We start from the raw sequence: 14,417 nt of genomic DNA, 5'->3' as shown, positions 1-14,417 counted from the left end.
GCCTCCGCTCACAATCGCGGTCTCAGGACCGCCTTTCCCGGGCCGCCACGGCCAGCAACTCCTCCGCGTGAGCGATACCCAGATCCGAATCGGGCAAACCTGCCAACATCCGGGCCAGTTCCCGGGCCCGTTCGGTGTCCTCCACCACCCGGACCCCGCTTGTGGTCACCGCGCCGCCGGTGTCCTTGGCCACCACCAGGTGCCGGTTGGCGAAGGCCGCGACCTGAGGCAGGTGGGTCACCACCAACACCTGGTGACTGCGGGCCAGCCGGGCCAGCCGCCGGCCGATCTCCACCGCCGCCTGACCGCCGACACCCGCGTCGACCTCGTCGAAGACCAGGGTCGGCGGCCCGCCGGAACCGGCGAAGACGACCTCGATCGCGAGCATCACCCGGGACAGTTCGCCACCGGAGGCACCCCGCTGCAACGGCAACGCGGGCGCGCCCGGGTGGGCCAGCAGACGCAGCTCGACCTCGTCGCCGCCGTCCGGCCCGACCCCGACCTCCACCCCGTTGACCGGCAACGTCGGCTCGGCCCGCCCGGCCGGCCGGGGCAGCACCGCCACCTCGATGCGGGCGTGCGGCATGGCCAGCCCGGCCAGCTCCACGGTGACCTGCTCGGCGAAGCGTCCGGCGGCCTCCTGCCGGGACACCGACAGCCGACCGGCCAGCTCGGCCACCTCACCGGCCAGCCGGGACGCCTCGCGATCCAACTCGTCGAGGAATTCGTCGGAGGTGTCCAGCTCGGACAGCCGAGCCTTGGCCCGATCCGCCCAGGCGATCACTCCGTCGATGTCGTCGGCGTACTTGCGGGTCAACGCCCGCAGCGCGGCCCGACGCTCGTAGACCGTCTGCAACCGGGCCGGGTCGGCGTCCAACCCGGCCAGATACGTCGACAGCTCCACCGAGACGTCCGCGACCAGGGTGGCCGCCTCCTCCAGCCGGGCCGCCAGCTCACCGAGGGCCGGATCCGTGCCGGCCTGCGCCTCGAGCGTCCGCCGGGCGGTGCCGACGAGCGTCGAGGCGTCCGGCGTGTCGTCGGCCGCCTCCAGGCCGCCGGCCACGCACTGGTGCGCCAGCTGCGCCGCGGTACGCAGCCCCTCGGCGTGCTCCAGCCGCTGCGCCTCCGCCTTCAGCTCGTCGTCCTCACCGGGCTGCGGGTCGACCCGGGTGATCTCGTCGAGACCCAACCGCAGCAGGTCCGCCTCCTGGTGCCGTTCCCGCGCGTTGCGCCGCCGGTCGGCCAGGTCGTCGACCACCCGACGCCACTGCGTGTACGCCTCGCGGACGGCATCGAGCAGCTTCTCGTGCTCCGGACCGGCGAACCGGTCAAGTGCGGCCCGCTGCTCGGCGGGGCGCAGCAGCCGCAGCTGGTCGGACTGGCCGTGCACGGCCACCACCTGCTCGCCCACCTCAGCCAGCATCGCCACGGGCATCGCCCGGCCGCCCAGATGCGCCCGGGAGCGACCCTCCACGGTGACCGTACGGCTCAGCAGGACGGCGCCGTCCTCGTCGGGATCGCCACCGGCGTCGGTGATCCGGGCGTGCACCGTCTCGGCCACCCGGCCGGTCAACCGGAGCCGCCCCTCGACCACGGCCCGGCCCGGCACCGCACGTACCCGCCCGGCGTCGGCCCGGCCACCGAAGAGCAGGCCCAAACCGGTCACCACCATGGTCTTACCGGCGCCGGTTTCGCCGGTGATGACGTTCATGCCGCCGGTAAGCGGCAACGTCGTGTCCTCGATGACGCCCAGCCCGGTGATGCGTAGCTCCTCCAGCACAGCAACCGACAGTAGACGCGCGCCCCGACACTTGACCAGCCGGCACGACGCCACGCCTGGTCGACGTCGGCCGCGCGCACCGGTCACCGTCAGCGCCGGTTGCCCCGCCAGCCCTGCACCGGCAGGCCGAACTTGGCCACCAGCCGGTCGGTGAACGACCGGTCCTGCAACCGGACGATCCGCACCGGCAGCGTGCCCCGCCGCACGGTGACCCGGGCCCCCGGCGGCAGGTCGTACACCCGCCGCCCGTCGCAGGAGAGCACGGCGAGGGTGGTGAACGGGTCGACGGTGATCGAGAAGGTCGAGGTGGGCGAGGTCACCAGCGGCCGGCTGAACAGCGCGTGCGCGCTGATCGGCACCAACAGCAACGCCTCCACCTCGGGCCAGACCACCGGACCACCACCGGAGAAGGCGTACGCCGTGGAGCCGGTGGGGGTGGCGCAGACCACTCCGTCGCAGCCGTAGCGGGACAGCGGGCGCCCGTCGACGTCGACGAGCAGCTCCAGCATCTGGGCCCGCTCCCCCTTCTCCACGCTTATCTCGTTGAGCGCCCACGACTCGATCGTCGGTCCGCCGTCGAACTGAGCGGTGACGTCGAGGGTGAGCCGTTCGTTGACGGTGTAGTTGCGAGCCACCACGTCCCGCACCGCGACGTCGAGGTCGTCGATCTCCGCCTCGGCGAGGAAGCCGACCTTGCCGAGGTTGATCCCGAGCAGCGGCACCTTCGCCGGCCGGGCCAACTCGGCGGCGCGCAGGAAGGTACCGTCGCCACCGAGCGCGATGACGATCTCCGCGCCCTCGGCGGTCTCCGGACCGGTCACCGGCACCACGCCCGGCAGGTCGAGATCCTCGGCCTCCTCGGCCACCACGCGCACCTCGAAACCGGCGGCGATCAGATCGGCAGCCACCGTCCGGGCGTGTTCGGTACTGCGGCGACGACCGGTGTGGGTCACCAGCAGCGCACTGCGGCTCACTGCACGACCTGCCCGACGCGGGCCGTCCGGCCCGCCGAACCGCCCGGGCGACCCGTGCTCGTCGCCGGCCCGAGTGTCGCCCGCACCGTGGCGATACCTTGCCCGCTGGTTCCGGTCACCCGGCCACCTCCTCCGTCACCTCGTCCGGGGCCTCGCCGGACGCCGTCAGGCCCTGCGGTCCGGCCGCCACCACGGCCCGGACCCGTTCCGGGTCGGCCGGCGGCGCGTCCCGGCGTAACCATACGAAGAACTCGACGTTGCCGCTCGGCCCCGGCAGCGGACTCGCGGCCAAGTCCATCAGCCCCAGTCCCAGCGTGGTGGCCGCCGCCGCGACATCGAGCACCGCCTCTGCACGCAGCGCCGGCTCACGCACCACGCCGCCCGCCCCGACCCGCTCCTTGCCCACCTCGAACTGCGGCTTGACCATCAGCGCGAGGTCGCCGTCGGTCCGGGTGCAGGCGGCCAGCGCGGGCAACACCAACCGCAGCGAGATGAACGACAGGTCGGCGACGGTCAACTCGACCGGACCGTCGATCACCTCGGGCGTCAGCGTCCGGACGTTTGTCCGCTCGAACACCCGCACCCGCTCGTCGGTACGCAGCGACCAGGCCAGCTGTCCGTAGCCGACATCGACCGCGACCACCTCGGCCGCGCCGGCGCGCAGCAGCACGTCGGTGAAGCCGCCGGTGGACGCGCCGGCATCGAGGCAGCGCCGACCGGCCGCCGTCAACCCACGGGGAGCGAACGCGGCGAGCGCACCGGCCAGCTTGTGACCGCCCCGCGAGACGTACTCGGAGGTCGGGTCGGCCCCGGTGACCAGCAGCGGGTCGGCGGGGTCCACCATCGCCGCGACCTTGCGGGCCGGCACCCCACGCAGCTGGACCCGACCGGCCTGCACCAGTGCGGCGGCCTGCTCGCGGGAACGGGCCAGGCCACGGCGGACGAGTTCGGCGTCCAACCGATTACGACGTGCCATGTTCGGGCGGCCCCCTCAGCCCTGATCGATGCTGGCGAGCGTTTCCCGCAACGTCTGGTACGCGGCCTCGTACTGAGCGATCTGGTCCGCTGGAGCCAGGGCGGCGGCGTTCGCCATCGCCTGCACCGCGGCGTCCACCGCCGGATGACCACCGTCGTCGTTCGCGGTCGCGGACCACCGGCCGGGCGGCGGGCCCGGCAGGCCCGGTCGCGGTCCCGGCAGGCCCGGCCGCGGTCCCGGCAGGCCCGGTCGAGGCGCGGTCATGCCGGCGGTTCCGGTCGGCGTGCGCCGTCATCCGTGGTACGGACCACCGTCCCGGGCGTCTTCTTCGCCACCGTCTTTTTCGCCACCGTCTTCTTGGCCACCGCCTTCTTCGCCACCGTCTTCTTGGCGACCGCCTTCTTGGCCACGGCCTTCTTCGCCGGCTCCGCTGCGGGCGCGGTCGATTCGGTCGGACGTGGCGGGGCGGCAGCGGCCGTCGCGGGCGTACCGACCGACGACACATCGGCCCCGGCACCACCGGCCCGGCTGGGCCCGGCAGCGGCCTCCAGTTGGCGTTCCAACTCGCGTACCCGACGCGCCAACTCGGCGACCTCCTCGGCGGTGGCCAGGCCGACCGCGCCGAGGGTCCGCTCGACCTCGAACCGCACCAGTTTGGTCAACGCCTCTCGATTGGCCGCTCCGGTGGAGCGCAGTTCCTCAGCGAGCATCTGAAGTTGGGCGGCCGTCGCTCCGGTCGAGCCCATCACTCGACGCACCGCGTCCTGCGCCTTCTTCCGGGGCGCCTCCGTCAGGCCCATGGCCAGTTCGAGGTAGGCGCGCCACGCGTCCTGCATGCCTGAGTCCTTTCGCCCGGCGGCTGGTGCAGGTGTCACGCTACCGGGCCACCGGAAGCACCCTGTGCGGTACGGTGCCGGAGGATGACGTGGTGTTGGCGAGGAGGCGATGGTGGCCACGGTGGACGAGTGCCGGCAGGCGTTGCAGGATCTGGCCGACCGGCTGGCACGCAACGCGGAAACGGTCCGCGACCGGGTCGACCTGGACCGCACGCTCGCCTGCCGGGTCACCGACCTGGAGACGGCCTTTCACGGCCGCCTCACCGGCGGGCGGCTGATCGATCTGGCTGACGGCGACGACCCGAAAGCGAAGATCGCTCTGAGCACCACCAGCGACGATCTGGTCGCCCTGGTCCGCGGTGACCTGGACGTCACCCGCGCGGTCGCCAACCGGCGGGTGTCGATCAAGGCCAACCCGTTCGATCTGATGAAGCTCCGCAAGCTGCTCTGAGCCCACCCGGTCGGGTGTCAGGTCGGCAGCCCGAGCGCCTCCAGCGCCTGTGCCGCGGCCGGGGACGCCGCCGTCGGCAGTCCCGTCGGGCGGTGCCACCACGCCACCGCGCAGAGCGCCGCCAGCGCGTCCAACGGGCGTCCCGCCCCGGAGAGCTGCCAGCCGTCCGCGCCGGTGACGACGTGCCAGCCGCCGCTGTCTCCTGAGGCCGCCGGCACCCGCACCACCTCGGCGGGGTCGAAGAGTCCGGCCAGGTTCCGGGCGACGTGCGTGGGTCGACGGTGCGACGGGGCGGCCAGTAGTTCCGGCACGTCGCTGACCCCGGTGAGCACCAGCAGGCTGTCCAGGCCGGCCCGGTTGGCCCCCTCGATGTCGGTGTCCAGACGGTCACCGACGACCAGGGTCCGGCCGTCGCCCGCCCGCCGCGCGGCGGTGGCGAACAGTTCCGGTGCGGGTTTGCCCACCACCTCGTCCGGTTCCCGGCCGAGCGCGGTGGCCAGTGCGGCGACCAACGCACCGTTGCCCGGCAGCGGACCACGTGCGCTGGGCAGGGTCCGGTCGGTGTTGGTGGCGATCCAGGCTGCGCCCGCGCGTACCGCCACCGCAGCCTCGGCCAGGTCGGCCCAGCCGACCTGAGGGCCATAGCCCTGGATCACCGCGACCGGCGAATCCTCGGCCCGGGTCACCGGGTTCAGCCCGACCGCGCGGACCTCGGACCGCAGCGCTTCCGCGCCGATCACCAGCACCGGCACCCCGGTGGGCAGTCGTTCGGACAACAGCTGCGCGGCGGCGGCGGCGCTGGTCAGTACCTCTTCCGGTCGCGCCGGTACGCCCATCCCGGTAAGCAGGTCGGCGACCTCGCTGGCCCGGCGTGAGGCGTTGTTCGTCGCGTACGCGACGGCCCGCCCCTCGCCGTGCAGCCGCACCACCGCCTCGACCGCGCCGGGGATCGGCCGATCGATCAGGTAGATCACGCCGTCCAGGTCGAACACGACCAGGGCGTAGTCATCGATCAGCCGTTCCCCGGTGTCGGTCATCAGCCCCGCGCCTCCGGCTCCTGCGCGTCGGCCGTCTCCGGGCGCTCCGGCACTGCCGCGATGTCCGGCGTCGCGGTCGTGGCCGGGTCCCCCTCGGTCCGCTTCTCCTCGATCGCGTCGTCGCCGCGCACGCTGTCCGTGCTCACGTCGTCCCGGGCCAGCGCCGGTGCCGCAGCGTCTCCGGTCGTCTCGTCCCCGGTCGGTGCCGGTGCCGTGTCGCCCTCGGTCGCGTCGTTCCCGGCCAGCGTTGCCGCGTCGTCCTCGGTCGCGTCGTCCTCGGCCGCGTCGTCCTCGGCCGCGTCGTTGCCGGTCGGCGCCGTTGCCGCCGCATCGGTTTCGGTCGGCTCGTCGGCCGTCGTCACGTCGCCGGAGAGGTCGGCGTCCGGCTGGGCCGGTACGGCACCCGGGGTACCCGGGCCGGCGGTCAACTCCTCGACCACCTCGTCATCCTCGTCGCCCTCGATGACCACTCCGTCGAGTTCCAGCAGCCGCTCCGCCGCGTCCGTCTCGGCGTCGGCGTCCACCTCGGCCGCGCGGGAGAACCATTCCCGGGCCTCCGTACGCCGCCCCACGGCCAGCAGCGCGTCGGCGTACGCGTACCGCAGCCGGGCGGTCCACGGCTCGGTCGCCTCGGTGGTGAGTTCGGGAACCTGGAGCATGGCCACGGCCGCGTCCCGCTGTCCCAGATCACCCCGCGCGCCGGCAGCGACGATCAGCAGCTCGATCGCGACGGCCCGGTCCAACGTCTCCCGATCCGCGCCCCGGAACAGGTCGATCGCCCGCTCGGGCCGGCCCAGTGCCCGCTCCGAGTCCGCGATGACCGCCAGGTGGCTCTGCACACCGCTCATCCGGTGGTACGTCCGCAGCTCCGCGATCGCGGTCTGCCACTCGCCCGCGTGGTACGCGGCCAGTCCAACTGCCTCTCGGACCGCCGCGATCCGCGCGGCAAGCCGGCGCGCGGCAAGTGCGTGTGCGAGCGCCTCGGCGGGAGCCTCGTCGATCAGCTGCCCGGTCGCCACGAGATGCCGAGCGATGGTGTCCGCGACCGGCTTCGCCAGCGACAGGAGTTCGGCGCGGACATCCTTGTCCAGGTCTGCCGCGACGATCTCATCGGGCAGTTCGGGGGCCGGCGTAGCCGCGCCTGCGGCCTCATCGGCCCGGCCGTCCCTCGGTCCCGAGCGGCGCTCCCGATCCTGGTCGTCGCGGAAACCACGGTCGCGTCGGTCGCCGCCCCGCTCGTCGTCCCGCCGATGGTAGCCACCTTCACGGCGGTCCCCGCCACGGAAACCACCCTCACGGCGCTCCCCGCCCTGGAAACCACCCTCACGGCGATCACCGCCACGGAAACCACCCTCGCGGCGCTCCCCGCCCTGGAAACCGCCCTCACGGCGGTCTCCACCACGGAAGCCACTCTCACGGCGGTCCCTGCCCTGGAAGCCACCCTCGCGGCGATCCCCACCACGGAAACCACCCTCGCGACGGTCCCCACCACGGAAACCACCCTCGCGACGGTCCCCACCACGGAAACCACCCTCGCGGCGCTCCCCGCCCTGGAAACCACCCTCGCGGCGCTCCCCGCCCTGGAAACCACCCTCACGGCGATCACCGCCACGGAAACCACCCTCGCGGCGCTCCCCGCCCTGGAAACCACCCTCACGGCGGTCTCCACCACGGAAGCCACTCTCACGGCGGTCCCTGCCCTGGAAGCCACCCTCGCGGCGATCCCCACCACGGAAACCACCCTCGCGACGGTCCCCACCACGGAAACCACCCTCGCGACGGTCCCCACCACGGAAACCACCCTCGCGGCGCTCCCCGCCCTGGAAACCACCCTCACGGCGATCCCCACCACGGAAACCACCCTCGCGACGGTCACCGTCCCGGAAGCCACCCTCACGGCGATCCCCACCACGGAAACCACCCTCGCGACGGTCACCGTCCCGGAAGCCACCCTCACGGCGATCCCCACCACGGAAACCACCCTCGCGACGGTCCCCACCACGGAAACCACCCTCGCGACGGTCCCCACCACGGAAACCACCCTCGCGGCGCTCCCCGCCCTGGAAACCACCCTCACGGCGATCCCCACCACGGAAACCACCCTCGCGACGGTCACCGTCCCGGAAGCCACCCTCACGGCGATCCCCACCACGGAAACCACCCTCGCGGCGATCCCCGTCCCGGAAGCCGCCCTCACGGCGATCCCCACCACGGAAACCACCTTCACGACGGTCCCCACCACGGAAACCACCCTCGCGGCGCTCCCCGTCCCGGAAACCACCCTCACGGCGATCCCCACCACGGAAACCACCCTCGCGACGGTCCCCACCACGGAAACCACCCTCGCGGCGCTCCCCGTCCCGGAAACCGCCCTCACGGCGATCCCCACCACGGAAACCACCTTCACGGCGATCCCCACCACGGAAACCACCTTCACGACGGTCGTCGTCGCGGCGGCTTCCGCCGGACCAACGGCCCTCCGCGCCGTAGCCGCGGTCGCGAGAGCCACGCTCCCGATCGCGGTCGTCGCGGTACGACGGACGGTCGCTTCGACGCGAGCCGGCGTCGCGGTCGCCGCCGGGCCGCCCCTCGTGTCCCCGGGGACGGTCTCCGCCCTGAGGTCCTGAACTCACAGGTACATCCTTCCTAAGTGCGCCGTTTCAACGGCGCAACGCAGTCGAGGGCCGACCCGATTCCGGGCGGCCCTCGACTGTGACGTGTGTCCGGCGGTGTCCTACTCTCCCACACCCTCCCGAGTGCAGTACCATCGGCGCTGGAAGGCTTAGCTTCCGGGTTCGGAATGTAACCGGGCGTTTCCCCTCCGCCATAACCGCCGTAACCCTATCAACATATCAAACAACACCAACACACCAACACGCTGGTGGGGCTGTTTGTTTGTCGTGAGTTACACAGTGGACGCGAGCAGAATCTTCGTGAGCAAGTCCTCGGCCTATTAGTACCGGTCAACTGAACCAGTTACCTGGCTTACATTTCCGGCCTATCAACCCAGTCGTCTAGCTGGGGGCCTTACCCACCCCAAAGGAGTGATGGGATACCTCATCTTGAAGCGAGCTTCCCGCTTAGATGCTTTCAGCGGTTATCCCTTCCGAACGTAGCTAACCAGCCGTGCCCCTGGCGGGACAACTGGCACACCAGAGGTTCGTCCGTCCCGGTCCTCTCGTACTAGGGACAGCCCTTCTCAAGTATCCTACGCGCACGGCGGATAGGGACCGAACTGTCTCACGACGTTCTAAACCCAGCTCGCGTACCGCTTTAATGGGCGAACAGCCCAACCCTTGGGACCTGCTACAGCCCCAGGATGCGACGAGCCGACATCGAGGTGCCAAACCATCCCGTCGATATGGACTCTTGGGGAAGATCAGCCTGTTATCCCCGGGGTACCTTTTATCCGTTGAGCGACACCGCTTCCACACGCAAGTGCCGGATCACTAGTCCCGACTTTCGTCCCTGCTCGACCCGTCAGTCTCACAGTCAAGCTCCCTTGTGCACTTACACTCAACACCTGATTGCCAACCAGGCTGAGGGAACCTTTGGGCGCCTCCGTTACCCTTTAGGAGGCAACCGCCCCAGTTAAACTACCCACCAGACACTGTCCCTGAACCGGATCACGGCCCGAAGTTAGATACCCAAATCAACCAGAGTGGTATTTCAAGATTGCCTCCACACATACTGGCGTATGCACTTCACCGGCTCCCACCTATCCTACACAAGCTAATTCGGATACCAATGTCAAGCTATAGTAAAGGTCCCGGGGTCTTTCCGTCCTGCCGCGCGTAACGAGCATCTTTACTCGTACTGCAATTTCGCCGGGCCTGTGGTTGAGACAGTGGGGAAGTCGTTACGCCATTCGTGCAGGTCGGAACTTACCCGACAAGGAATTTCGCTACCTTAGGATGGTTATAGTTACCACCGCCGTTTACTGGCGCTTAAGTTCTCCGCTTCGCCCCGAAGAGCTAACAGGTCCCCTTAACGTTCCAGCACCGGGCAGGCGTCAGTCCATATACATCGAATTACTTCTTCGCATGGACCTGTGTTTTTAGTAAACAGTCGCTTCCCCCTGCTCTCTGCGGCCATACAACGCTCCACCCGCACGGGGCTTCACGTCTCCGGCCCCCCTTCTCCCTAAGTTACGGGGGCAATTTGCCGAGTTCCTTAACCACAGTTCACCCGATCGCCTCGGTATTCTCTACCTGACCACCTGTGTCGGTTTGGGGTACGGGCCGCTCGGAACTCGCTAGAGGCTTTTCTCGACAGCATAGGATCACTGACTTCACCTGAATCGGCTCGGCATCACGTCTCAGCCTACATGTACTGCGGATTTGCCTACAGCACGGCCTACACGCTTACCCCGGCACAACCACCGGCCGGGCTCAGCTACCTTCCTGTGTCACCCCATCGCTTGACTACTACCCGCCAGGTTCCCACGCTCCCCCAGATTGGTCCGAAAACCGCACCGAGTTCGGATGGTTAGCACAACGAGGTTCATCAGGGACGCTCCTTCGCGGGTACGGGAATATCAACCCGTTATCCATCGACTACGCCTCTCGGCCTCGCCTTAGGCCCCGACTCACCCAGGGCGGAATAACCTGGCCCTGGAACCCTTGGTCATCCGGCGGAAGGGTTTCTCACCCTTCTTTCGCTACTCATGCCTGCATTCTCACTCGTGCCGCGTCCACAACTGGGTCACCCCGCTGCTTCACCCCCGGCACGACGCTCCCCTACCCACCCACACACCTGCACACCACCCCCGAAGAGACGATGCGAAGTACACGTGTGAGTGCCACAGCTTCGGCGGTGTGCTTGAGCCCCGCTACATTGTCGGCGCGGAACCACTTGACCAGTGAGCTATTACGCACTCTTTAAAGGATGGCTGCTTCTAAGCCAACCTCCTGGTTGTCTATGCGACCCCACATCCTTTTCCACTTAGCACACGCTTAGGGGCCTTAGCTGGTGATCTGGGCTGTTTCCCTCTCGACTACGAAGCTTATCCCCCGCAGTCTCACTGCCGCGCTCTCACTTACCGGCATTCGGAGTTTGGCTGATTTCGGTAAGCTTGTAGGCCCCCTAGACCATCCAGTGCTCTACCTCCGGCAAGAAACACACGACGCTGCACCTAAATGCATTTCGGGGAGAACCAGCTATCACGGAGTTTGATTGGCCTTTCACCCCTAACCACAGGTCATCCCCCAACTTTTCAACGTTGGTGGGTTCGGCCCTCCACGCGGTCTTACCCACGCTTCAGCCTGCCCATGGCTAGATCACTCCGCTTCGGGTCTAGAACATGCGACTCAAACGCCCTCTTCAGACTCGCTTTCGCTACGGCTCCCCCACACAGGTTAACCTCGCCACATGCCACTAACTCGCAGGCTCATTCTTCAAAAGGCACGCCGTCACCCCTCAAGGCTCCGACGGATTGTAGGCGAACGGTTTCAGGTACTATTTCACTCCCCTCCCGGGGTACTTTTCACCATTCCCTCACGGTACTCGTCCGCTATCGGTCACCAGGAAGTATTTAGGCTTACCAGGTGGTCCTGGCAGATTCACGGCAGATTTCAGGAGTCCGCCGCTACTCGGGAACACCCACAGAAGACCAGCTGCTTTCACCTACCGGACTATCACCGTCTACGGTCAGCCTTTCCAGACCATTCAGCTAACAACTGGCTTTATAACTCCTTTGGTGGTTGTCAGCCCACCACATGAGGTCCCACAACCCCGACCACGCAACCCCTGACAGGTATCACACGCAACCGGTTTAGCCTCAATCCGCTTTCGCTCGCCACTACTCACGGAATCACATGTTGTTTTCTCTTCCTACGGGTACTGAGATGTTTCACTTCCCCGCGTTCCCTCCACACACCCTATGAATTCAGGTGCAGGTGACATCACATGACTGATGCCGGGTTACCCCATTCGGACACCCTGGGATCACAGCTCGGTTGACAGCTCCCCCAGGCCTATCGCGGCCTCCCACGTCCTTCATCGGCTCCTGGTGCCAAGGCATCCACCGTTCGCCCTTGACAACTTGACCACAAAGATGCTCGCGTCCACTGTGCAATTCTCAACAAACAACCAACCCACAACCCACCACCCCACACCAGCAACACCACCCCACAAGGCAGCATCCGGTATGCGAGGCCAAGCTGTGCCTGGCAGCCGGCGAACCAACGTCCGCACCAGCCTCTGAAAGACAACCACACGGTTGTTCCTTCAGGACCCAACAGGGTGCCATCCATCCCCACCAGCCGCACCAACCAACCCCGTTCCCCACCACCCCCGAAGAGATGGCCGTACTAGAAGAAAGTCGGCCGTTGCCGATGAAAACTCACCAGTGTCTCCGCCATCGAGCACCCCGACCCGACATCCGCGGGCCGCGGGCCCCATACCAGCCTTCGCTGGATGGTGCTCCTTAGAAAGGAGGTGATCCAGCCGCACCTTCCGGTACGGCTACCTTGTTACGACTTCGTCCCAATCGCCAGCCCCACCTTCGACGGCTCCCTCCACAAGGGTTGGGCCACCGGCTTCGGGTGTTGCCGACTTTCGTGACGTGACGGGCGGTGTGTACAAGGCCCGGGAACGTATTCACCGCAGCGTTGCTGATCTGCGATTACTAGCGACTCCGACTTCACGGGGTCGAGTTGCAGACCCCGATCCGAACTGAGACCGGCTTTTTGGGATTCGCTCCACCTCACGGTATCGCAGCCCATTGTACCGGCCATTGTAGCATGCGTGAAGCCCTGGACATAAGGGGCATGATGACTTGACGTCATCCCCACCTTCCTCCGAGTTGACCCCGGCAGTCTTCGATGAGTCCCCGCCATAACGCGCTGGCAACATCGAACAAGGGTTGCGCTCGTTGCGGGACTTAACCCAACATCTCACGACACGAGCTGACGACAGCCATGCACCACCTGTCACCGGCCCCGAAGGACCCCACATCTCTGCAGGATTTCCGGCGATGTCAAACCCAGGTAAGGTTCTTCGCGTTGCATCGAATTAATCCGCATGCTCCGCCGCTTGTGCGGGCCCCCGTCAATTCCTTTGAGTTTTAGCCTTGCGGCCGTACTCCCCAGGCGGGGCGCTTAATGCGTTAGCTGCGGCACAGAGAACCGGAGAGGCCCCCCACACCTAGCGCCCAACGTTTACAGCGTGGACTACCAGGGTATCTAATCCTGTTCGCTCCCCACGCTTTCGCTCCTCAGCGTCAGTATCGGCCCAGAGACCCGCCTTCGCCACCGGTGTTCCTCCTGATATCTGCGCATTTCACCGCTACACCAGGAATTCCAGTCTCCCTACCGAACTCTAGCCTGCCCGTATCGACTGCAGGCCCGCAGTTGAGCCACGGGTTTTCACAGTCGACGCGACAAGCCGCCTACGAGCTCTTTACGCCCAATAAATCCGGACAACGCTCGCGCCCTACGTCTTACCGCGGCTGCTGGCACGTAGTTGGCCGGCGCTTCTTCTGCAGGTACCGTCACTTGCGCTTCGTCCCTGCTGAAAGAGGTTTACAACCCGAAGGCCGTCATCCCTCACGCGGCGTCGCTGCATCAGGCTTCCGCCCATTGTGCAATATTCCCCACTGCTGCCTCCCGTAGGAGTCTGGGCCGTGTCTCAGTCCCAGTGTGGCCGGTCGCCCTCTCAGGCCGGCTACCCGTCGTCGCCTTGGTAGGCCATCACCCCACCAACAAGCTGATAGGCCGCGAGCCCATCCCAAGCCGAAAAACTTTCCACCCACCATCATGCGACAGCAGGTCATATCCGGTATTAGCCCCGGTTTCCCGGGGTTATCCCAAAGCCTAGGGCAGGTTGCTCACGTGTTACTCACCCGTTCGCCGCTCGAGTACCCCGAAGGGCCTTTCCGCTCGACTTGCATGTGTTAAGCACGCCGCCAGCGTTCGTCCTGAGCCAGGATCAAACTCTCCAACAAAAACTTGGAAAATCCATCCCGACAACATAATGTTGCCAAAGGAATCCCAAAACCAGCCAAACCCCAAAAGGTCCGACCAGCACGGGGAATCAAACAAATTGGCACTGGCTTATCAAGCACCCTGTTGAGTTCTCAAAGAACAACCACACACCATCAGAACACCCACCAACCAGCAGGCACCCATCCGGGGCTTCATGTCCCACACCCACCGCTCTCGCGCCGGGCACTTTTATTACGTTACCCGGTGGTTTCCGCCGTGTCAAACCGCTCTGTCGCGCTTTGCCGTGCTTCACACCATTTCCGGGCACCACACCACGATCGACTCACGTCGTTCGCGTCGTGGTTTCTGGCGGACCGGCCGCTTACGGTCTCCCGTGAGCGCGCCCGGCTCCCCGCCAGCGGCCAACCTTACCCGGTC

9 protein-coding genes and 3 rRNA genes are annotated in these 14,417 nt (G+C 67.2%); 2 read left to right on the top strand and 10 right to left on the bottom strand.

Annotated features, from left to right (window positions below; all coding sequences use genetic code 11):
- Nucleotides 1-22: 22 nt before the first annotated feature.
- The 5 genes from recN to QQG74_RS12535 all read right to left on the bottom strand — a co-directional run bounded on the left by recN (nt 23) and on the right by QQG74_RS12535 (nt 4,566).
- Nucleotides 23-1,780 (bottom strand): DNA repair protein RecN, encoded by a 1,758-nt coding sequence (gene recN / locus QQG74_RS12555; protein WP_341720460.1) that lies wholly within the window; start codon nt 1,778-1,780, stop codon nt 23-25.
- 89 nt (nt 1,781-1,869) lie between these two features.
- Nucleotides 1,870-2,754: an NAD kinase gene (locus QQG74_RS12550; RefSeq protein ID WP_341720459.1), complete on the bottom strand. Its 885-nt coding sequence runs from the start codon at nt 2,752-2,754 to the stop codon at nt 1,870-1,872.
- A gap of 115 nt (nt 2,755-2,869) precedes the next feature.
- Complete coding sequence (locus tag QQG74_RS12545) at nt 2,870-3,730, bottom strand: TlyA family RNA methyltransferase (RefSeq protein ID WP_341720458.1); 861 nt, start codon at nt 3,728-3,730, stop codon at nt 2,870-2,872.
- A 15-nt stretch (nt 3,731-3,745) separates the two neighbouring features.
- Nucleotides 3,746-3,994: a hypothetical protein gene (locus QQG74_RS12540; protein WP_341720457.1), complete on the bottom strand. Its 249-nt coding sequence runs from the start codon at nt 3,992-3,994 to the stop codon at nt 3,746-3,748.
- The gene (locus QQG74_RS12535) at nt 3,991-4,566 is read right to left on the bottom strand and encodes a hypothetical protein (protein WP_341720456.1); all 576 of its coding nucleotides are present in this window, start codon (nt 4,564-4,566) and stop codon (nt 3,991-3,993) included. The genes QQG74_RS12540 and QQG74_RS12535 overlap by 4 nt, the downstream gene beginning before the upstream one ends.
- Before the next feature lie 112 nt (nt 4,567-4,678).
- On the opposite strand from QQG74_RS12535, the gene QQG74_RS12530 reads away from it, so the two are divergent.
- Nucleotides 4,679-5,017 carry an SCP2 sterol-binding domain-containing protein gene (locus QQG74_RS12530; RefSeq protein ID WP_341721221.1) on the top strand — a complete coding sequence of 113 codons (339 nt, stop codon included), beginning with the start codon at nt 4,679-4,681 and terminating at the stop codon, nt 5,015-5,017.
- 17 nt (nt 5,018-5,034) lie between these two features.
- On the opposite strand, the gene QQG74_RS12525 is transcribed toward QQG74_RS12530, so the two are convergent.
- Both QQG74_RS12525 and QQG74_RS12520 read right to left on the bottom strand, forming a co-directional pair.
- Nucleotides 5,035-6,054 (bottom strand): HAD-IIA family hydrolase, encoded by a 1,020-nt coding sequence (locus QQG74_RS12525; protein ID WP_341720455.1) that lies wholly within the window; start codon nt 6,052-6,054, stop codon nt 5,035-5,037.
- A complete protein-coding gene (locus QQG74_RS12520) occupies nt 6,054-7,088 on the bottom strand; it encodes a Replicase polyprotein 1ab (protein WP_341721220.1) in 1,035 nt (344 codons plus the stop codon). Before QQG74_RS12520 ends, QQG74_RS12525 begins: the two co-directional genes overlap by 1 nt.
- Here QQG74_RS12520 and QQG74_RS12515 point away from each other — a divergent pair.
- Nucleotides 7,077-8,681, top strand: a complete 1,605-nt coding sequence (locus tag QQG74_RS12515; RefSeq protein ID WP_341721483.1) for a hypothetical protein — start codon at nt 7,077-7,079, stop codon at nt 8,679-8,681. The genes QQG74_RS12520 and QQG74_RS12515 overlap by 12 nt on opposite strands.
- A gap of 94 nt (nt 8,682-8,775) precedes the next feature.
- Here QQG74_RS12515 and rrf read toward each other — a convergent pair.
- The 3 genes from rrf to QQG74_RS12500 form a co-directional block, all read right to left on the bottom strand.
- A 5S ribosomal RNA gene (gene rrf / locus QQG74_RS12510) occupies nt 8,776-8,892 on the bottom strand.
- Nucleotides 8,893-8,987: 95 nt separating this feature from the next.
- A 23S ribosomal RNA gene (locus QQG74_RS12505) occupies nt 8,988-12,103 on the bottom strand.
- A gap of 382 nt (nt 12,104-12,485) precedes the next feature.
- A 16S ribosomal RNA gene (locus QQG74_RS12500) occupies nt 12,486-13,999 on the bottom strand.
- Together the 16S, 23S and 5S rRNA genes form the textbook arrangement of a ribosomal RNA operon.
- Between the last annotated feature and the right edge of the window lie 418 nt (nt 14,000-14,417).

The organism is Micromonospora sp. FIMYZ51 (genome assembly GCF_038246755.1).
Taxonomy (GTDB): domain Bacteria; phylum Actinomycetota; class Actinomycetes; order Mycobacteriales; family Micromonosporaceae; genus Micromonospora.
The sequence above is the reverse complement of the archived record's forward strand: the minus strand, read 5'-3'. Positions and strand labels throughout refer to the sequence as shown.